We start from the raw sequence: 20,519 nt of genomic DNA on the forward strand, positions 1-20,519 counted from the left end.
AGGCCGGGTGCGCCGGCACCTCCGGCCTCTCGTCGGAGGTGAAGCGATGCCGATCGTTCACATGACCATGATCGAGGGCCGGTCCTTCGAGAAGAAGAAGAAGATGGTCGAGGCGGTGACCGACGCGCTCGTCGCCAGCCTCGACGCGCCGCGCGAGTCGGTGCGGATCATCATCAACGAAGTGCCCGCCTGGCACTTCGCCGCCGGCGGCGTCCTCAAGGGCGAGCCGAAATGATCTCATCGGCCATCGAAAACGACCGATGACATTCCTGACGCGAATTTCTCATGCCTCTGACGCAAATGAGAAATTCGCGTGTCTTCGAAGGCCGGGTGCGGCAGCGCCTCCGGCCTTTGGAACAGGCGGCGCGCGGATGTTCGCGAACCGTGAGCCCGACGGCGGCGACGCCGTCAGGGGGCCGTACGCGGCGGCGCGTCGAGTTCGGCCCGTCTCGGCAGATCCGCACCGCGACGGGTGCAGGTCAGCGCCGCGGCGGTGGCGGCGAAGTCGAGGATCTCGGCGAGGGTTTCGCCCGCGAGGCGGCCGAGGGCGTCGGGGGCGAGATGCCCGCCCTCGGCGAGGGCGGTGAGCAGCGCCGCCTGGAAGGTGTCGCCGGCGCCGACCGTGTCGACCACCGCGACCTGCCGCGCCGGACGATCGACCCGTCCCGCCCCGGTCCAGGCCGAGCCCCCCAGCCCGCCGCGGGTGACGACGACGAGGCGGACGCCGGCGGCGAGCCATTCGCCGGCGACGTCGGCGGGGTCGCGGCCGGGAAAGAGGATCGAGAGATCCTCGTCGCTGACCTTGATCAGGTGGGCGAGCGGCAGCATCCGGGCGACGAGCGCACGCCACACCTCCGGGTCGGGCTCGACCGTCGGCCGGACGTTGGGATCCCAGGAGATCACCGCCCGGCCGCTCTCGCGCCGCGCCAGGGCGAGCAGCGTCGAGGCGGTCGGCTCGACCACCATCGAATAGGAGCCGAAGTGGTAGGCCGACGCCGCCGGCACCCGCGCCAGCGTGTCGAGGGCGAGCGAGCGATCGGCGGCGCCATGGCCGTAGAAGGCATAGTCGGGAACGCCGTTCGGCCTCAGACCGACCAGCGCCAGGGTGGTCGGTGCGTCGAGCCGCACCGCGGGGCCGAGATCGACCCCCTCCTCGGCCAGCGCGCGGGCGAGGCGATCGCCGAGGATACCGGTCGAGATGCCACCGAAGAAGGCGGCGGGCATCCCCAACCGCGCCAGCCCGATCGCCACGTTGAAGGGCGACCCGCCCATGCGCGCGTCGAGCATCGACCCGGTCGGCGTCGTGCCGGCCTCGTAGACGTCCATCAGAGCTTCGCCGGCGACGACGATCATGATGCGGGCTCCCCTGTGCGGCGCCCCGTTGCCGTCGCCGGGGATCCGGCGTGGCGCGGCGGCGTCGATGACGAAAACGGGTCGAGAACGATCAGACGGCGGCGCCGAGCAGCGCCTCCGCGGTCGCCTCGTCGGTGATGAGGCCGTTGATCAGCGGTCCGGCGAGCGCGGCGCGCAACGGCTCGACCTTCGAGGCGCCGACCGCCACGGCGACACAGAGTTTCGAGGCGAGATCGGGCAGCGGCGCGCTCATCACCCGGGCGTTGGTCAGACCGGTGATCGGCACGCCGGCCCGATCGAAGGCCCAGCCGGTGATCTCGCCGACCGCTCCGGCATCGCGCAGGGCGTTCAACTCCGCCTCGGAGAGGAAGCCGTCGACGAGCAGCGGCGCATCCGGACCGACGCCGGCGATGCCGACGAAGATCGCTTCCGCCTGCTCGATCAGCCCGAGGTTGGAGAGGATCAGCGGCTGACGCGACAGCGTCTCGCGTTCCTCGGCCGAGGAGGCGACGACCGGCATCGGGAAGGGATAGCAGCGCGCCTTGGTCTTGTCGGCGATGTTGTAGATCACCGAGTAGTAGGCGGCGACGCCGTCGGGCGCGATGTTGCCGGTCATCGACACGATCTTGTGGTGCGAACAGTCGAAGGCCGACATCTGCTCCACCGCCGCCTTCAGGGTTCGCCCGGTGCCGATACCGAGCGTCGTCGGCGTGGCCGAGCGCAGATGGCGCTCGAGATGCGCGGCCGTCGCATGGCCGACGCCGACCAGCGAACCGGGGTGCTCCGGATCGGTCGGCGCCACCTCGGCGAGCCGCAGGCCGAAGCGCCGTTCGAGCTCGTCGGCGAGCGACAGGCAGCGGGCGATCGGGTGATCCAGTTCGAACTTGATCAGGCGCTCGGAGATGGCCAGCGACACCAGTCGCTGGGCGCTCTGGCGCGACACGCCGAGCTTCGCGGCGATCTGATCCTGAGTGTTGCCGGCGATGTAGTAGAGCCAGCCGGCGCGCGCGGCATCCTCGAGCCTGCCGTTCTCGTCCCCGCCTCGCTGCGACGCCATCACCCACTCCCGTACCGGCTCCGTCGCCGCGGTCCAACCAGAGCATCGCCCCCGACGGGGTGTCAAGAACGCAAGAACGACGAGTATTCATTCGACAACTCGGAGAAATTTCAATTTCGACGACTTCCGCGGACAGCCTACGGACGCGTGCTTACACCGCTTCGATTTTGCGATGCAACAACGGACGCCACGGAGGAAGTATCGCTGCAGTGCAGCGAGGAATCTCCATTGACAGTCTACTCCGATCGAGTAATTACTCAAGGGATGAGCAATTGCTCTGTCACGCGGAAGCGCGCGCCGGTCGTCGGCGACGGGCTCCGGTTTCCCCGGTGGGATGGCCGCCGAACGGCCACCGTCGGGACAGGGAGGGTCTGATGACACTGAGATCGGTATTGCTGGGCATGTCCTCGCTGTTCGTGATCGTCTCCGCCGCGCAGGCCGAGACGCTCACCATCGCGACCGTCAACAACGGCGACATGGTCCGCATGCAGAAGCTGACCGGGGATTTCACCGCGAAGAACCCCGGTATCGACGTCGAATGGGTCACTCTCGAAGAGAACGTCCTGCGCCAGAAGGTGACGACCGACATCGCCACCAAGGGCGGCCAGTTCGACGTGCTGACCATCGGCACCTACGAGGTGCCGATCTGGGCCAAACAGGGTTGGCTGGTGCCGCTCGACAAGCTCGGCGCGGCCTATGACGTCGACGACCTGTTGCCGGCGATCCGCTCCGGCCTGTCGCGCGACGGCAAGCTCTATGCGGCGCCGTTCTACGGCGAGTCGTCGATGGTGATGTATCGCACCGACCTCTTCGCCAAGGCCGGCCTCACCATGCCGAAGGCGCCGACCTGGGACTTCGTCGCCGACGCGGCGCGCAAGCTCACCGACAAGAACGCCGAGGTCTACGGCATCTGCCTGCGCGGCAAGGCCGGTTGGGGTGAGAACATGGCGTTCCTCACCGCCACCGCGAACTCGTTCGGGGCGCGCTGGTTCGACGAGAAGTGGCAGCCGCAGCTGAACTCCGCCGAATGGAAGAAGGCGCTCGACTTCTACGTCAAGCTGATGAAGGACGCCGGACCTCCGGGCGCCTCCTCCAACGGCTTCAACGAGAACCTGGCGCTGTTCCAGTCGGGCAAGTGCGGCATGTGGATCGACGCCACGGTCGCCGCCTCCTTCGTCTCCAACCCGAAGGAATCGAAGGTCGCCGACAAAGTCGGCTTCGCGCTCGCCCCCGACACCGGCCTCGGCAAGCGCGGCAACTGGCTGTGGGCGTGGTCGCTGGCGGTGCCGGCCGGCTCGAAGAAGTCCGAGGCGGCGCAGAAGTTCATCGCCTGGGCGACCTCCAAGGAGTACCTCGCCCTGGTCGCCTCGAAGGAGGGCTGGGCCAACGTGCCGCCGGGCACCCGCGCCTCGCTCTACGCCAATCCGGAGTACCAGAAGGCGGCGCCCTTCGCGGCGATGACGCTCGACAGCATCAACTCGGCCGATCCGACCCATCCGACGGTGAAGCCGGTGCCCTATGTCGGCGTACAGTTCGTCGCCATTCCGGAATTCCAGGGGATCGGCACGGCGGTCGGCCAGCAGTTCTCGGCGGCGCTCGCCGGGCAGAAGTCGGTCGACGACGCCCTCAAGGCGGGCCAGGACATCACCGTCCGCGAGATGACCAAGGCCGGCTACCTCAAGTGACGCCGTCCCTCCTCCCGGACCGCGGGAGGTGACCCGGTCGGAGCCGCGACCCGATGTTCGCGGCTCCGACCCCTCCTCCGGCGGGGTCTCACGGCCGCGTCGAAGGGAAGACCGGTTCGCGCGGCGGGCGGCCGTCCGCTCCGCCCGCCGGCAACCGACGGGAGGCGCCCGTCGGGACCGATCCGACGCGATCCGCGGTGCCGCGCTCCGGCGCGGCCGGCGGGTCGGTGCCCACCGCCCCATCCGGGAGGTCGTCCATGTCCACGCAACACTCCAGGGCCGCGGCACGCCTCTTGGTGGCACCCTCGGTCGTCCTTCTGTTCCTGTGGATGATCGTGCCGCTGGCGATGACCGTCTGGTTCTCGTTCCTGCGCTTCAATCTGCTGATGCCGGGCACCCGAGAGTGGATCGGCTTTCTCAACTACGAGTTCTTCCTCACCGATCCGGCCTTCTTCGCCGCGGTGGCCAACACGCTGGCGATCGTGCTCGGGGTGCTCGCCATCACCATCGTCGGCGGCATCCTGTTCGCATTGCTGCTCGATCAGCCGTTCTTCGGCCAGGGCGCGGTGCGGCTGCTGATGATCGCGCCGTTCTTCGTCATGCCGACGGTTTCGGCGCTGGTGTGGAAGAACATGTTCATGAACCCGGTCAACGGGCTCTTCGCCTGGCTGCAGAAGTCGGTGGGCATGGCGCCGCACGACTGGCTGGCGACGACGCCGCTGCTGGCGGTGATCGTCATCGTCGCCTGGCAGTGGCTGCCGTTCTCGACGCTGATCCTGCTCACCGCGCTGCAGTCGCTCGACGAGGAACAACGCGAAGCGGCGGAGCTCGACGGTGCCGGAGCGCTCGCGCGCTTCCGTTACATCGTGCTGCCGCACCTGTCGCGGGCGATCACCGTGGTGATCCTGATCCAGACGATCTTCCTCCTGTCGGTCTTCGCCGAAATCCTGGTGACCACCAACGGCGGACCGGGCACCGACAGCACCAATCTCGCCTATCTCGTCTACGCCCAGGCGCTGTTGCAGTTCGACGTCGGCGGCGCCTCGGCGGGCGGCATCGTCGCCGTCGTCCTCGCCAACATCGTCGCCTTCTTCCTGATGCGGATGATCGGCCGGACGCTGGAGGGTTGAGCCATGGCACGTCGCACCACTCTGCCCCGCAAGCTCGGCGTCACGGCCCTCGCCTGGGGTATCGGTTTCCTCGTCTTCTTCCCGATCCTGTGGACGGTCCTGACCTCGTTCAAGACCGAAGCGGAGGCGGTGGCCTCGCCGCCGTCCTTCCTCGCCTTCCATTGGACGCTCGAGAACTACGCCGAGGTGCAGGAGCGCTCGGACTATTTCCGTCACTTCCTCAACTCGGTGGTGATCTCGCTCGGTTCGACGGTGATCGGTCTCGTCATCGCCGTGCCGGCGGCCTGGGCGATGGCCTTCCAACCGGCCAAGCGCACCAAGGATCTCTTGATGTGGATGCTCTCCACCAAGATGATGCCGCCGGTCGGCGTGCTGGTGCCGATCTACCTGATCTTCCGCGATCTCGGCCTGCTCGACACGCGGTTGGGGCTGACCATCATCCTCACCCTGATCGACCTGCCGATCATCATCTGGATGCTCTACACCTACTTCAAGGAGATCCCCGGCGAGATCCTCGAAGCGGCGCGGATGGACGGTGCGGATCTGTGGAACGAGATCGTCCACGTGCTGACGCCGATGGCGGTGCCCGGCATCGCCTCGACGCTGCTGCTCAACGTCATCCTCGCCTGGAACGAGGCGTTCTGGACGCTGAACCTGACCGCCGCCAAGGCGGCGCCGCTCACCGCCTTCATCGCCTCCTATTCGAGCCCCGAGGGGCTGTTCTACGCCAAGCTCTCCGCCGCTTCGACCATGGCGATCGCGCCGATCCTGATCCTCGGCTGGTTCTCGCAGAAGCAGCTGGTGCGCGGTCTCACCTTCGGCGCCGTGAAATGAGGAACCGACCCATGGGCAGCATCGTCTTGGAAAAGGTCGAGAAGACCTTCGGGGAAGTGACCGTCATCCCGCCGATCGATCTCGAGATCGGCGACGGCGAGTTCACCGTGTTCGTCGGCCCTTCGGGCTGCGGAAAGTCGACGCTCCTGCGCCTCATCGCCGGGCTCGAGGACGTCTCCGCCGGCCGCGTCCTGATCGACGGGCGCGATGCCACCGACCTCGCGCCGGCCAAGCGCGGACTGTCGATGGTGTTCCAGTCCTACGCGCTCTATCCGCACATGAGCGTGCGCGCCAACATCGCCTTCCCGCTGAAGATGGCGGGCATGACGGCGCACGAGATCGACGCCAAGGTGACGGCGGCGGCGGCCACCCTCAACCTCACCGACTACCTCGATCGCAAGCCGAAGCAGCTCTCCGGCGGCCAGCGCCAGCGCGTCGCCATCGGTCGCGCCATCGTGCGCCAACCCTCGGCGTTCCTGTTCGACGAGCCGCTGTCCAATCTCGACGCGGCGCTCAGGGTGCAGATGCGGCTCGAGATCTCCGAGCTGCACCACCAGCTCGGCACCACCATGATCTACGTCACCCACGACCAGGTCGAAGCGATGACCATGGCCGACAAGATCGTGGTGCTGAACAAGGGCCGCATCGCCCAGGTCGGCTCGCCGCTCGACCTCTACCGTCGCCCCGACAACCTGTTCGTCGCCGGCTTCATCGGCTCGCCGAAGATGAATTTCGTCACCGGGCCGGTGGCGGCGGCGCACGGCGCCCACACCATCGGGGTGCGCCCCGAGCATCTGGCGATCTCGGCCGACGGCGGCGACTGGCCGGGCACGGTCGGCGTCGCCGAGCGGCTCGGCTCCGACACCTTCCTGCACGTCGACGCCGGCGACCTCGGCACCCTGACGGTGCGCGCCGGCGGCGACGTCGGCTTCCGCCACGGCGATCGGGTCGGTCTGACCCCCGATCCGGCCGCCATCCATCGCTTCGACGACAAAGGGATGGCGATCAGATGAAACGGCTCGGGCACAAGTCGGTGCTGATCACCGGCGCCGCGCGCGGCATCGGCCGCGCTTTCGCCGAGGCCTATGTGCGGGAAGGGGCGACGGTCGCCATCGCCGACGTGAACGTCGAGCGCGCCGAGGCGACGGCGCGCGAGATCGGCCCAGCGGCCTGGGCGGTCCGCATGGACGTCTCCGATCAGGCGTCGATCGAGGCGGGCGTAGCCGCGGTCGAGGCCCGCACCGGCGGCCTCGACATCCTGGTCAACAACGCCGCCCTCTTCGACCTCGCCCCCGTCGTCGAGATCAGCCGCGAGAGCTACGACCGGCTCTTCGCCGTCAACGTCGCCGGCACGCTCTTCACCCTCCAGGCGGCGGCGAAATCGATGATCGGGCGCGGGCGCGGCGGCAAGATCATCAACATGGCGAGCCAGGCGGGACGGCGCGGCGAAGCGCTGGTGGCCGTCTACTGCGCCACCAAGGCGGCGGTGATCTCGCTCACCCAGTCGGCCGGGCTCGACCTGATCCGGCACCGGATCAACGTCAACGCCATCGCCCCCGGCGTCGTCGACGGCGAGCACTGGGACGGGGTCGACGCTCTCTTCGCCAGATACGAAAACCGGCCGCTCGGCGAGAAGAAGCGTCTCGTCGGCGAGGCGGTGCCCTATGGCCGCATGGGCACGGCGGAGGATCTCGTCGGCATGGCGATCTTCCTGGCCTCGGCCGAGAGCGATTACGTCGTCGCCCAGACCTACAACGTCGATGGTGGCAACTGGATGAGCTGAGGCCGAGATCGCGTGAGCCGGGGCGGCCTCGATCGCCCCCGCGGTCCCGGATCTCGTGGAGACGAACATGGTCATCGCACTCTCGTCGTCGACGCTGGACCGGCTTCCGGCCGGCGTCACCCGCCCGACCTACGCGCGAGGCGACCTGACGCCCGGCATCGTCCATTTCGGCGTCGGCAACTTCCACCGCGCCCATCAGGCGGTCTATCTCGACCTGTTGATGAGCCGCGGCGAGGCGCTCGACTGGGGGATCGTCGGCGCCGGGGTGCGCCCCTCCGACGAGACCATGCGCGAGGCGCTGGCGTCCCAGGACTACCTCACGACCCTGGTCGAACTCGGCGGCGATCCGGCGGCGGTGCGGGTGATCGGGCCGATGATCGACTTCATCCCGGTCGAGGACCGCGATCGGCTGGTGGCGACGCTCGCCTCGCCCGAGATCCGCATCGTCTCGCTGACCATCACCGAGGGCGGCTACTTCCTCGATTCGGCGAGCGGACGTTTCGACGCCGGCCATCCCGACATCGTCGCCGACGCCGCGGCGCCCGACCATCCGCGCACCGTGTTCGGCCTGATCCTGAAGGGGCTTCGCCGGCGTCGCGCGGCGGGGCTCGCGCCCTTCACCGTCATGTCCTGCGACAACATCCCCGGCAACGGCGAGGTGACGCGCCAGACGCTCGCCGGGCTGGCGCGGCTCACCGATCCCGCCTTCGCCGGCTGGGTGGAGGAGACGGTCGCCTTTCCGAACGGCATGGTCGACCGTATCACCCCGGCGACCACGGAGCGCGAGCGGCAGGCGCTGGAGACCGATTTCGGCGTCCACGACAACTGGCCGGTGTTCTGCGAACCGTTCAAGCAGTGGGTGCTCGAGGACCGGTTCCCGCTCGGCCGGCCGGCCTTCGAGACGGTCGGCGTCACCTTCGTCGACCACGTCGCGCCGTGGGAATTGATGAAGATCCGCATCCTCAACGGCGGACACGCGGCGATCGCCTATCCGGCGGCGTTGATCGGCGTCCATTTCGTTCACGACGCCATGGCCCATCCGTCGATCGCCGCCTTCCTCGACAAGCTCGAGACGAGCGAGATCGTGCCGATCGTGCCGCCGGTGCCGGACACCGACCTCGTCGCCTATTACCGGCTCATCGCGCAGCGCTTCGCCAACCCGAAGATCGCCGACACGATCCCGCGGCTCTGCCAGGACGGCTCGAACCGCCAGCCGAAGTTCATCGTGCCGTCGCTGCGCGACCGCTTGGCGAAGGGGCTCGACGTCACCGGGCTGGCGCTCGTTTCGGCGGCGTGGTGCCGCTTCTGCGCCGGAACCGACGACGCCGGTCGGCCGATCCCGGTCGACGATCCGGCGGCGGAGCGGCTGCGGCCGCTGGCGGCGGCGGCGCGTGCCGAACCGACCGTCTTCCTCGACGGGCTCGGCGACGTCTTCGGCGACGTCGCCGACGCACCCGCTTTCCGCGAGCGGTTTTCCCGTCATCTTCGCGACCTGTGGGATCGCGGAACCCTCGCGGTTCTGACAGATTACGTCAGAGGCGACTGACGGGACGAAGGCATGGCTCGACATCTCTGCGCCGTCGACGTGGGGACGAGCAGCGCACGCGTCGGCATATTCGACGAACACGGTCGGATGGCGGCTTCGGCCGAACATCCGGTGCGGATCCATCGACCGGCGCCCGACCACGCCGAGCACGACAGCGAGGACATCTGGGCGGCGGTCTGCGCCGCGACGCGCGCGGCGGTCATGGCGGCGGGGATCTCCGGCGACGCGGTGGCGGCGATCGCCTTCGACGCCACCTGCTCGCTGGTGGCGCGCGATGCCGACGGCCGACCGGTGTCGGTGTCGATCACCGGCGCGGATCGCTGGGACACGATCGTCTGGCACGATCATCGCGCCCTGGCCGAGGCGGACCAGTGCACCGCCACCGGTCATGCGGTTCTCGATCGGGTCGGTGGCGTCATGTCGCCGGAGATGCAGACGCCGAAGCTGATGTGGCTGAAGCGACGCCTGCCGCAGGCTTGGGCCCGCATCGGCCACCTCTTCGATCTCGCCGATTTCCTCACCTGGAAGGCGAGTGGTGCGACGGCGCGATCGCAGTGCACGCTCGGCTGCAAATGGGCCTACCTGCCGCACGAGGCCGAACCCTGGGCGCGGGATCATCTCGCCGCGGTCGGCCTCGACGACCTGACCGAACGCGGCGCGCTTCCCGCCCGGGCGGTGGCGCCCGGCACCGACCTCGGGCCGCTCACCGCGAAGGCGGCGCGCGAACTCGGCCTCTCCCCCGACTGCCGGGTCGGCGCCGGGCTCGTCGACGCCTATGCCGGCGCGCTGGCGCTGCTCGGCCCCTTCGGCCGGACGGCGAGCGAACTCGATCGCCGCGCGGCGTTGATCGCCGGAACGTCGAGCTGCGTCATGACTCTGTCACCGCGACCGATCGTCTTCGCCGGGAGCTGGGGTCCCTATTTCGGTGCGATTCTTCCGGATCTGTGGGTGACGGAGGGTGGGCAGTCGGCCTCGGGGGCGCTGCTCGACCACGTCATCCGTCTGCACCGGGCCGGCGGCGAACCGACGCCGGATCTGGTCGAGCGGGTGATCCGCCGCATCGAGGACTCGAGGGCGCGCGACGGCGCGGCCTTCGCCGAGCGCCTGCACGTGCTGCCCGACTTCCACGGCAACCGCTCGCCGCTCGCCGACCCGCGCGCCCTCGGGGTCGTCTCGGGCCTCGACGTCGACGCGTCCTTCGACGGGCTGTGCGCCCTCTATTGGCGCACCGGCGTGGCACTCGCTCTCGGCGTCCGTCACATCCTCGAGGCGATGCGCGCCGCCGGGCGGACGATCGATATCCTGCATCTGACCGGCGGGCATGCCCGCAACCCCCTTCTCGTCGAACTCTACGGCGACGTCACCGGTTGCGATGTCGTCGTCACCGGCGAAGACAACGCCATGCTGCGCGGCACCGCCATGCTCGCCGCCTGCGCCGCCGGTCTCCACGACGGTCCGGCCGCCGCCGCCGAGGCGATGCGCGTCGGCGACACGGTGCGCGTGCCGGATCGACGGGCGAAGCGCCGTCACGACGTCGATTACGAGATCTTCCTCGCGCTGCATGCCCACCGCCGCGAGGTCGACCGGCTGGTCGAGCGGCGCGGATCGGGCGAACGTGCCGCCGCGCTTCTCGCCCGCCGACGACTGGTGATCTTCGACTGCGACGGGGTCGTGGTCGACAGCGAGCCGATCGCCCTCGCGGTGTTGAAGGCGCACATCGAGGACCGGGGCGCCACCGTCGACGACGCCGAACTCGCCGCCCGGACGCTGGGCCGCAGCGCCGCCGAGGCCTACGCCGGCATCCACGAGGCCTGGGGCGTGCGGATCGACGAAGCCGACGCGGTCGATCTGCAGGAGCGGCTGTTCGCGCGGTTCCGCAGCGAATTGACCGCGATCCCGGGCGTCGTGCGGCTGCTCGATCGATTGGCGGCGCGGGGCATCGCCCATTGCCTGGCGTCGTCGAGTTCGCCGCACCGGCTCGATGTCGCGCTGACCGCGGCCGGTCTCGCCGATCGCTTCACCGGATGCGTGTTCTCGGCGACGATGGTGGCGCGCGGCAAGCCGGCGCCCGACCTGTTTCTCCATGCGGCACGGACCATGGGCGTCGAGCCCGCCGACTGTGTGGTGATCGAGGACAGCGCCGTCGGCATCGAGGCGGCACAGCGGGCGGGAATGGCCGTGATCGGCTTCCTCGGCGGCGGCCACGCGGTCGGCGCCGACTACGAAGCCCGTCTGCGTGCGGCCCGTCCTCGGGCGATCGTGACGAGCTTCGAGGATCTGGCGACGCTGATCGACTGACGGCGCCATCGCTCGGCACCTCATCCGCCGCGTCGGCATGTCGGCGGACGGGACGCGGTCATTTCACCGGCAAAGTGCTCGAACTTTCGGCAAGCCCGTTTGTTGGCCGCTTTTGCGCTTGACGGCGCCGGCGGCTCGGGATGAACTGAACCAATTCGAAATTGGGCCGCACCAATCCATGCACGACGACAGCGACAATTCCAATGCCGCCCTCGACCGTCTCCGGTCGCTCCTGCGCAGCGGCCGCTTCGAGAAGGGTACGCGGCTGCCGACGGAACGGACCCTCGCCGAAGAGCTCGGCGTGAGCCGCCGGTCGGTTCGCCGTGCCTTCGAGGTGTTGGAATCGGAGGGCATCGTCTGGCGCCGCCAGGGGTCGGGCACCTTCGTCGGCTCACGTCCGGCGGAGACGGAGGAACGTCTCGAGGTCCTGGTCGCGGACACCGATCCGATGGAGGTGATGGAGGTGCGCCTGCGGCTCGAGCCGCAGCTCGCCCAGCTCGCCGCCATGCGGGCGAAGCCCGAGGACATCCGCAGCATGTACGATCTAATCGGCAAGATCGGCGAATGCGCCGACGCCGATGCGCGCGAGCTGTGGGACGGCGCCCTGCATCGCAAGATCGCCCAGTGCGCCGGCAACAACCTGATGCTGGCTCTCTTCGACATGATGAACCGGGTGCGGCAGGACCTCGCCTGGCAGAAGATCCGCGAGCAGGCGCGCGTCGCGGCGCGCAGCCGCCCGATCACCCACGACCAGCATCTGACGATCGTCGACGCGATCGCGGCGCGCGATCCGCTGGGCGCCGGCGAGGCGATGCGCCGTCACCTGCTCACCATCCAGGAGAACCTCGTGCGGGCGACCTCGCACGACGTCTTCACGGACCGACTCGTACGAGGGCCCGGACCGCAGTCCGAGCGCTCGGAGAACCGCTGAGATCGAAGAGGAGAAGGGCATGAAGAAAGCAGGACTTCTTGCGACGTTTCTGACCGGCGCGCTTTTCGCCGCCCCCGCCTTCGCCGCCGACCTGAAGATCGGTCTGGCGGAGGACCCCGACATGCTCGACCCGGCACAGTCGCGCACCTTCGTCGGCCGCATCGTCTACACGGCGATGTGCGACAAGCTCGTCGACGTGACGCCGAACCTCGAGATCGTGCCGCAGCTCGCCACCGAATGGGCGTGGTCGGACGGCGACAAGGTGCTGACGATGAAGCTGCGCCCCGGCGTCAAGTTCCACGACGGCACGGCGATGGACGCCGAAGCGGTCGTCGCCACCATCAAGCGCAATCAGACGATGCCGGAATCGCGACGCAAGAGCGAGGTCGCCTCGATCGCCTCGGTCGAGGCGACGGGGCCGCTCGAGGTCAAGTTCACCCTCAAGCAACCGGACGCCACACTCCTCGCCCAGCTCTCCGACCGCGCCGGCATGATCGTGTCGCCGAAGGCGGCGGCGGAACTCGGCGCCAACTTCTCCAGCAAGCCGGTGTGCGCCGGGCCGTTCGAATTCGTCGAGCGCGTCCAGCAGGACCGCATCGTGCTGAAGAAGTTCGCCGACTACTGGAACAAGGACAACATCCACTTCGACAAGGTGACCTACCTGCCGATCGTCGACGCCACCGTGCGGCTCGCCAACCTGCGCGCCGGCGACCTCGACATGATCGAGCGCATGTCGCCGACCGACGCCGCCGTGGTGAAGAAGGACGCCAAGCTCGGCCTCGCCCAGGTCGTCAACCTCGGCTTCCTGTCGATCTACGTGAACGTCGGCCATGGCCCGCGCGCCGACACGCCGATGGGCAAGGACAAGCGGGTGCGGCAGGCGTTCTCGCTCGCCATCGACCGCGAGGCGCTGAACCAGATCGTCTACGAAGGCACCGCGCCGGCCGGCAACCAGCCGGTCGCGCCGACGAGCCCCTGGTACAATGCCAAGATCCCGGTGCCGGCCCGCGACGTCGCCAAGGCCAAGGCGCTGCTCAAGGCCGCCGGTCACGACCGGTTGGAGATCGAGATGCTGGTCTCCAACAGCCCGATCGTCGTCCAGATGATGGAGGCGGTGCAGGCGATGGTGGCCGAGGCCGGTTTCGACGTGAAACTCAAGACCATGGAGTTCGCCACGCTCCTCAACGAGGAGACCGCCGGCAACTTCCAGATGGCGCGGACCGACTGGTCCGGCCGCGTCGATCCGGACGGCAACATCCACCAATTCGTCACCTGCAAGGGCGGCCTCAACGAGGTGAAGTACTGCAACCCGAAGGTCGACGAGCTTCTGAACGCCGCCCGCGCCTCGGTCGACCTCAAGGTGCGCAAGGAGAAGTACGACGCGGCCGCCGCCATCCTCGACGACGACCTGCCCTACATCTACCTGGCGCATCAGTCGTGGCTGTGGGGCTTCGACAAGAAGGTGACCGGCTTCGTGCCCTCGCCCGACGGCATGATCCGTCTGACCGGCATGGCCAAGGCCAACTGACCGATCGGCGGGAGGGGAGATCCCCTCTCCTCCCGCCCCCCTCCGCCCGATCCGGAGTTCGCGATGTACGCCTTCATTGCGCGACGACTGCTGCTGGCGATCCCGACGCTGCTGATCATCTCGCTCTTCGTCTTCTCGCTGCAGAAGCTGCTGCCGGGCGACCCCGTCCTGGTGATGGCCGGCGAGGAGCGCGATCCGGCGGTGATCGAGGCGCTGCGCGAGAAGTATCACCTCAACGACCCGGTGCCGATGCAGTACCTCGCCTGGCTCGGCAACGCGCTCCAGGGCGACCTCGGCATCTCGCTGCGTACCAACCAGCCGGTATTGTCGCTGATCGCCGAGAAACTGCCGGTGACGCTGCAGCTGGCGGTGATGTCGATGACCTTCGCGCTGCTGCTCGGCATCCCGATGGGCATCCTGGCGGCGGTGAAGAAGAACACGGCGATCGACTATCTGGCCAGCGTTCTGGCGCTCTCGGGCCTGTCGGTACCGAACTTCTGGCTCGGCATCATGCTGATCCTGCTCGTTTCGGTGCAGCTCGGCTGGCTGCCGGCGTCGGGGTATCAGCCGTTCTTCGTCGATCCGCTCCTGTCGCTCAAGACCATGCTGATGCCGTCCTTCGTGCTCGGCAACGCGCTCGCCGCCTCGATGATGCGGCACACGCGGTCGTCGATGATCGGGGTGCTCAGTTCCGACTACATCCGCACCGCCCGCGCCAAGGGGCTCGCCGAACGGTCCGTCATCCTGTCGCACGCCTTGCGCAACGCCGTCCTGCCGATCGTCACCCTCAGCGCACTCCTCTTCGGCGAGCTCCTCGCCGGCGCGGTGCTCACCGAACAGATCTTCACCATCCCCGGTTTCGGCAAGCTGATCGTCGATGCGGTCTTCACCCGCGACTACGCCGTGGTCCAGGGCGTCGTGCTGTGCACCGCCTTCGGCTTCATCACCATGAACCTGATCGCGGACGTGCTCTACGTCCTGCTCAATCCGCGGATGAGGGCCTCGCTGTGAGCGCGATCGACACCCCCGAGACGGCGATCTCCTCCCCGACGAACCGCGCCTGGCGCAAGCTGAAGGCGCACAAGGGAGCCGTCGTCGGGCTCTGCATCGTCGGCTTCTTCACGCTCCTGGCGCTCGCCGCGCCGCTGCTGCCGATCCCCGACCCCAACGCCACCAGTTGGACGGCGATCCGCAAGGCGCCGTCGCTCCTCCACCCGCTCGGCACCGACGAGCTCGGTCGCGACATCCTCGCCCGGATGATCTGGGGGGCGCGGGCTTCGCTCTCCGCCGGGTTCTTCTCGGTGACGCTGGCGGTGTCGATCGGCGTGCCGCTCGGCATCCTCTCCGGCTACTTCGGCAAGTGGTTCGACATTCTCGTGTCGCGCGTCACCGAGGCCTTCCTGGCGATGCCGTTCCTGATCACCGCGATCGCGCTCGCCGCGTTCCTCGGCCCGAGCCTGATCAATTCGATGATCGCCATCGCGCTGTCGGCGCTGCCGATCTTCGTGCGACTGACCCGCGGTCAGGTGCTGGCGGTGAAGACCGAGGAATATGTCGAGGGCGCTCGATCCATCGGCCTCGGGCCGGTGGCGATCATGGTCCGCTACATCTTCCCCAACGTGCTGCCGCCGATCCTGGTGCAGGCGACGCTGACGGTGGCGACCGCCATCATCGCCGAGGCGAGCCTCTCCTTCCTCGGTCTCGGCCAGCAACCGCCGGCCGCCAGTTGGGGGTCGATGCTCAACGTCGCCAAGAACTTCCTGGTGCAGGCGCCGTGGATGGCGGTGTGGCCGGGCAGCGCGATCTTCCTCGTCGTCATCGGCTTCAATCTTCTGGGCGACGGTCTGCGCGACGCCCTCGACCCTCGCTCCGCCTGACCCTCCGAGATCGGAAACGACCATGACCGGCTTCACCACCCGTCCGGAAATCCTCGGCACCTTCGGCGTCGTCACCTCGACCCACTGGATCGCCTCCGCCGTCGGCATGTCGATCCTGGAAAAGGGCGGCAACGCCTTCGACGCGGCGGTGGCGACCGGCTTCGTCCTGCAGATCGTCGAGCCGCATCTGTGCGGCCCCGGCGGCGATCTGCCGGTGGTCTACCACTCCGCCCGCACCGGCAAGGTCGAGGTGATCTGCGGTCAGGGACCGGCACCGGCCGGCGCCACCATCGAGCACTATCGCCGCGAGGGCATCGACCTGATCCCCGGCGACGGGTTGCTCGCCGCCGTCATCCCCGGCGCCTTCGACGGCTGGATGCTCATGCTGCGCGACCACGGCACGATGAGCGTGCGCGAGGTGCTCGAACCGGCCATCCACTATGCCGAAGCGGGCCATCCGGTGCTGCCGCGGGTCGCCGCCACCATCGCCGGGCTCGGCGACTTCTTCCGCGAACACTGGCCGACGTCCTACGCGACGTGGCTGCCGGGCGGGGCGCCGCCGCGGCCGCATGCGCTCTTCCGCAATCCGGTCCTCGCCGACACCTGGCGGCGGATCGTCGCCGAGGCGGAGGCGGCGCGCGGCCGCGAGGCGGGTATCGAGGCGGCGCGCGACGCCTTCTATCGCGGGTTCGTCGCCGAGAAGATCGAGGCCCATCTGCGCTCTGCGGAAGTGATGGACGGCTCGGGTGCGCGCCACAAGGGCGTGCTCTCGGCGCAGGACCTCGCCGGCTGGTCGGCGAGCACCGAGGCGCCGACCACGCTCGACTACCACGGCTGGACGGTCGCCAAGACCGGTCCGTGGGGTCAGGGGCCGGTGCTCCTCCAGTCGCTGGCGATCCTCGCCGGCTACGACATCGCCGCGATGGATCCGAACGGGCCCGACTTCGTCCACACCGTGGTCGAGGCGATGAAACTCGCCTTCGCCGACCGCGAGGTCTACTACGGCGACCCCGCCTTCATCGACGTCCCGGTCGAGACGCTGCTGAGCGCGGCCTACGCCGCCGAGCGGCGCGCGCTCATCGGCGACACGGCGTCGCTCGATCTGAGGCCCGGCCTCATCGCCGGCTACGAGGCGCAGCGGGAGCGCACCCTGGCGATGCTCGGGGCGTCGTCGAAGACCGGCGCGGTCTACGAGCCGACCATGGCGCACCTCTCGGAGAAGCGCGGCGACACGGTGCACATCGACGTCATCGACCGCTGGGGCAACATGGTGTCGACGACGCCGTCGGGCGGTTGGCTGCAATCCTCGCCGACCATTCCGGGCCTCGGCTTCTGCCTCAACTCGCGGGCGCAGATGTTCTGGCTGGAGCCCGGTCTGCCGTCTTCGCTCGCCCCGGGCAAACGGCCGCGGACCACGCTGACGCCGTCGCTGGCGCTGCACGAGGGACGCCCCACCCTCGCCTTCGGCACGCCCGGCGGCGACCAGCAGGATCAGTGGCAGCTGTCCTTCTTCCTGCGCCACGTCCATCACGGCCTCGATCTTCAGGCGACGATCGATCGGCCGTTGTTCCACACGGCGCATTTCCCCGGCTCGTTCCATCCGCGCACCCGCGAACCGGGCAGCCTGATGCTGGAGGAGACGTTCGGGGTCGCGACCATCGACGAACTGCGCCGCCGCGGCCACCGCCTGACGGTGACCGAACCGTGGTCGATCGGCCGCCTGACGGCGGCGAAACGTGACCCAGACGGGCTGCTGCGCGCCGGCGCGACGCCGCGGCTGATGCAAGCCTATGCCATCGGGAGGTGATCCATGACCTGGTCCATCGTCGCGCGTGATCCGGCAACCGGCCATTTCGGCATCGCCGTCGCCAGCCGCTTCTTCTCCGTCGGCACGCTGGTGCCGCACATCCGCGCCGGCGTCGGCGCCGTCGCCACTCAGGCTTTCGTCAATCCGCTCTACGGCGTCGACGGCCTGACGCTGCTCGCCGAAGGAAAATCGCCGGAGGAGATCGTGCCGATCCTCACCGGTCGCGACGCCGGCCACCGCCAGCGCCAGTTCCACCTGATCGACGCGACCGGACGCAACACCGCCTTCACCGGCGCGGCCTGCATCGACTGGGCCGGGCATCTGATCTCGGACAACGTCTCGGTCGCCGGCAACATGCTGGCCGGGCCGCAGGTGATCGCCACGACGCTCGAGGTGTTCGAGAAGACCGCCGGCAAGCCGCTGATCGAGCGCTTCCTCGAGGCGATGCAGGCCGGTGAGGACGCCGGCGGCGACAAGCGCGGCAAGCAGTCGGCGGCGATCGTCATCCATCGCGACCAGGACTACCCGTGGCTCGACATCCGCGCCGACGACCACACCGATCCGCTCGCCGAGCTGCGCCGCCTCTACGCCGTGGCGCAGGAGCGCTTTCTCCATGTCGCCGAGACCCTGCCGACCCGGGCGAACCCGGACGGCATGCTCGATCGCTCGGTCATCGATCGCAAGATCGCCGAGTTGGAAGCGGCGCGCGAAGCCGAAGGTCGTCCGTCGGCCTCGTTCGCCACGCCGTGGAAGCCGTGACCTCGCATCGCCCGACAGGACGCCGAAGGACCCGCCGATGACCGCCGCCTCCCCCACCGAACCCGTTCTCACCGTCGAAGGCCTGTCGACGTCGTTCCAGGTCGACGGCCGGTGGTCGACGGTGGTGCGTGACGTCTCGTTCGAGGTGCGGCCGGGCGAGACCCTGGCGATCGTCGGCGAAAGCGGCTCGGGCAAGAGCGTCACGTCGCTGTCGATCATGCGCCTCTTACCGCCGCGGGTGTCGCGCATCGAGGGGCGGATCCGACTCGCCGGCCGCGACCTCGGCGGGCTCTCCGAGAAGGAGATGCGCGCCGTGCGCGGGCGCGACATGGCGATGATCTTCCAGGAGCCGATGACCAGCCTCAATCCGATCTTCACGATCGGGCGGCAGATCTCGGAATCCCTCACCTGCCATCTCGGCCTCTCCAAGCGCGACGCCCGCGCCGAGACGTTGCGGCTGCTCGAGAAGGTGCGCATTCCCAATGCCGCGTCGCGCTTCGACGAACATCCACACCAGTTCTCCGGCGGCATGCGGCAGCGGGTGATGATCGCCATGGCGCTCGCCTCGCGGCCGAAGCTCCTGATCGCCGACGAGCCGACGACGGCGCTCGACGTCACCATCCAGGGCCAGATCCTCGATCTGATCAAACAGCTCCAGGAAGAGGAGGACATGGCCGTCCTCTTCATCACCCACGACATGGGCGTGGTCGCCGAGGTGGCCGATCGCACCATGGTGATGTTCCGCGGCGACGCGGTGGAGACCGGTACGACCGAGGAGGTGTTCCTCGCCGGTCGTCATCCCTACACCCGGGCGCTGCTCGCCGCGGTGCCGCGGCTCGGCGAGATGGCGGGGGAGCATTGGCCGCGGCGCTTCCCGATCGTCGACATGGCGACCGGCGTCCAGGCGGAGGGCAAATCGGTCGACGCCACCGTCGCGACGCACGAGGAGCCGGTGCTGGCGGTCCGCGATCTCGTCACCCGCTTCGAGGTGCGCGGCGGCGTCTTCGGCCGCAAGACCGGCGAGATCCATGCGGTGGAGAAGGTGTCGTTCGATCTCTTCCAGGGCGAGACGCTGTCTCTGGTCGGCGAGTCCGGTTGCGGCAAGTCGACGACCGGGCGGTCGATCCTGCGGCTGGTCGAACCGCGTAGCGGCCGCGTCGACCTCGACGGGTTCGACGTCCTCGATCTCGATTCCCGCGACCTGCTGCGCATGCGGCGCAGCGTCCAGATGATCTTCCAGGATCCGTTCGCCAGTCTCAATCCGCGCATGACCGTCGGCGCGTCGGTGGCGGAGCCCTACACCGCCCACCGCCTCGGCACGCGCGCGGAAGCGCGCGACAAGGCGGCCGACCTCCTCACCCGCGTCGGCCTCGATCCGACGATGATGAGCCGCTATCCGCACGAATTCTCCGGCGGCCAGCGTCAACGCATCGCCATCGCCCGGGCGCTGGCGCTCGACCCGAAGGTGATCGTCGCCGACGAGAGCGTCTCGGCGCTCGACGTGTCGATCAAGGCGCAGGTGTGCAACCTGCTGATGGATCTGCAGGAGAACCTGAAGATCGCCTTCCTGTTCATCTCCCACGACATGGCCGTGGTCGAACGGGTCAGTCACCGCATCGCCGTCATGTATCTCGGCGAGATCGTCGAAATCGGACCGCGCGAAGCGATCTTCGGCGACCCGCAGCACCCCTACACCAAGCGTCTGATGGCCGCCGTCCCGGTTCCCGATCCGGCGCGGCGCGGCATCCGCCGCGATCTTTCCGGCCAGGAGTTGAAGAGCCCGGTCCGGCCGCTCGACTACGTGGCGCCGGAGCGACGTTATCGCACCGTCGCGCCCGGACACATGGTCATGGAAGGGGCGGTCGGGTGACCGCGACGAGCGACGCGGACCGCGACCGCGCTTCCCGGGGCGGCGACCACCACACATGGCC

The 20,519-nt window shown here is 68.8% G+C and carries 17 protein-coding genes and 1 pseudogene; 16 read left to right on the forward strand and 2 right to left on the reverse strand.

Annotated elements, in window-relative coordinates:
- Window positions 1-46: 46 nt before the first annotated feature.
- On the forward strand, window positions 47-235 hold the full coding sequence (locus V7Q42_RS01385) for a 2-hydroxymuconate tautomerase (RefSeq protein WP_333821877.1): 189 nt from the start codon (window positions 47-49) through the stop codon (window positions 233-235).
- Between the two features lie 173 nt (window positions 236-408).
- On the opposite strand, the gene V7Q42_RS01390 is transcribed toward V7Q42_RS01385, so the two are convergent.
- Window positions 409-1,353, reverse strand: a complete 945-nt coding sequence (locus tag V7Q42_RS01390; RefSeq protein WP_333821879.1) for a carbohydrate kinase family protein — start codon at window positions 1,351-1,353, stop codon at window positions 409-411.
- Between the two features lie 91 nt (window positions 1,354-1,444).
- Complete coding sequence (locus V7Q42_RS01395) at window positions 1,445-2,410, reverse strand: sugar-binding transcriptional regulator (protein ID WP_333821883.1); 966 nt, start codon at window positions 2,408-2,410, stop codon at window positions 1,445-1,447.
- A 374-nt stretch (window positions 2,411-2,784) separates the two neighbouring features.
- Between V7Q42_RS01395 and V7Q42_RS01400 the strand changes: the two genes are divergently transcribed.
- The 15 genes and pseudogenes from V7Q42_RS01400 to V7Q42_RS01470 all read left to right on the forward strand — a co-directional run bounded on the left by V7Q42_RS01400 (window position 2,785) and on the right by V7Q42_RS01470 (window position 20,458).
- A complete protein-coding gene (locus tag V7Q42_RS01400) occupies window positions 2,785-4,095 on the forward strand; it encodes an ABC transporter substrate-binding protein (protein WP_333821885.1) in 1,311 nt (436 codons plus the stop codon).
- A gap of 257 nt (window positions 4,096-4,352) precedes the next feature.
- Window positions 4,353-5,225: a carbohydrate ABC transporter permease gene (locus V7Q42_RS01405; RefSeq protein ID WP_333821886.1), complete on the forward strand. Its 873-nt coding sequence runs from the start codon at window positions 4,353-4,355 to the stop codon at window positions 5,223-5,225.
- A 3-nt stretch (window positions 5,226-5,228) separates the two neighbouring features.
- Window positions 5,229-6,059 (forward strand): carbohydrate ABC transporter permease, encoded by an 831-nt coding sequence (locus tag V7Q42_RS01410; protein WP_333821887.1) that lies wholly within the window; start codon window positions 5,229-5,231, stop codon window positions 6,057-6,059.
- An 11-nt stretch (window positions 6,060-6,070) separates the two neighbouring features.
- On the forward strand, window positions 6,071-7,072 hold the full coding sequence (locus V7Q42_RS01415) for an ABC transporter ATP-binding protein (RefSeq protein ID WP_333821888.1): 1,002 nt from the start codon (window positions 6,071-6,073) through the stop codon (window positions 7,070-7,072).
- On the forward strand, window positions 7,069-7,842 hold the full coding sequence (locus V7Q42_RS01420; RefSeq protein WP_333821889.1) for an L-iditol 2-dehydrogenase: 774 nt from the start codon (window positions 7,069-7,071) through the stop codon (window positions 7,840-7,842). The genes V7Q42_RS01415 and V7Q42_RS01420 overlap by 4 nt, the downstream gene beginning before the upstream one ends.
- 67 nt (window positions 7,843-7,909) lie before the next feature.
- Entirely contained in the window at window positions 7,910-9,388 is a 1,479-nt protein-coding gene (locus V7Q42_RS01425) for a mannitol dehydrogenase family protein (RefSeq protein WP_333821890.1), read from the forward strand.
- A gap of 12 nt (window positions 9,389-9,400) precedes the next feature.
- A pseudogene (locus tag V7Q42_RS01430) lies at window positions 9,401-10,978 on the forward strand (FGGY-family carbohydrate kinase); the annotation flags it as partial.
- A 57-nt stretch (window positions 10,979-11,035) separates the two neighbouring features.
- Window positions 11,036-11,686 (forward strand): HAD family hydrolase, encoded by a 651-nt coding sequence (locus V7Q42_RS01435; protein WP_333821951.1) that lies wholly within the window; start codon window positions 11,036-11,038, stop codon window positions 11,684-11,686.
- A 178-nt stretch (window positions 11,687-11,864) separates the two neighbouring features.
- Window positions 11,865-12,617, forward strand: a complete 753-nt coding sequence (locus V7Q42_RS01440) for a FadR/GntR family transcriptional regulator (protein ID WP_333821891.1) — start codon at window positions 11,865-11,867, stop codon at window positions 12,615-12,617.
- Between the two features lie 19 nt (window positions 12,618-12,636).
- Window positions 12,637-14,145: an ABC transporter substrate-binding protein gene (locus V7Q42_RS01445; protein WP_333821893.1), complete on the forward strand. Its 1,509-nt coding sequence runs from the start codon at window positions 12,637-12,639 to the stop codon at window positions 14,143-14,145.
- A 63-nt stretch (window positions 14,146-14,208) separates the two neighbouring features.
- Window positions 14,209-15,156 carry an ABC transporter permease gene (locus V7Q42_RS01450; RefSeq protein WP_333821894.1) on the forward strand — a complete coding sequence of 316 codons (948 nt, stop codon included), beginning with the start codon at window positions 14,209-14,211 and terminating at the stop codon, window positions 15,154-15,156.
- Window positions 15,153-16,022: an ABC transporter permease gene (locus tag V7Q42_RS01455; RefSeq protein ID WP_333821895.1), complete on the forward strand. Its 870-nt coding sequence runs from the start codon at window positions 15,153-15,155 to the stop codon at window positions 16,020-16,022. The genes V7Q42_RS01450 and V7Q42_RS01455 overlap by 4 nt, the downstream gene beginning before the upstream one ends.
- 22 nt (window positions 16,023-16,044) lie before the next feature.
- Window positions 16,045-17,829: a gamma-glutamyltransferase family protein gene (locus tag V7Q42_RS01460; protein WP_333821896.1), complete on the forward strand. Its 1,785-nt coding sequence runs from the start codon at window positions 16,045-16,047 to the stop codon at window positions 17,827-17,829.
- Window positions 17,830-17,832: 3 nt separating this feature from the next.
- Window positions 17,833-18,588, forward strand: a complete 756-nt coding sequence (locus V7Q42_RS01465) for a DUF1028 domain-containing protein (RefSeq protein ID WP_333821898.1) — start codon at window positions 17,833-17,835, stop codon at window positions 18,586-18,588.
- A 37-nt stretch (window positions 18,589-18,625) separates the two neighbouring features.
- Window positions 18,626-20,458: an ABC transporter ATP-binding protein gene (locus V7Q42_RS01470; RefSeq protein WP_333821899.1), complete on the forward strand. Its 1,833-nt coding sequence runs from the start codon at window positions 18,626-18,628 to the stop codon at window positions 20,456-20,458.
- The last annotated feature ends 61 nt before the right edge of the window (window positions 20,459-20,519 follow it).

It is taken from the genome of Pinisolibacter sp. (genome assembly GCF_036782435.1).
Lineage (GTDB): Bacteria > Pseudomonadota > Alphaproteobacteria > Rhizobiales > Ancalomicrobiaceae > CALBKH01.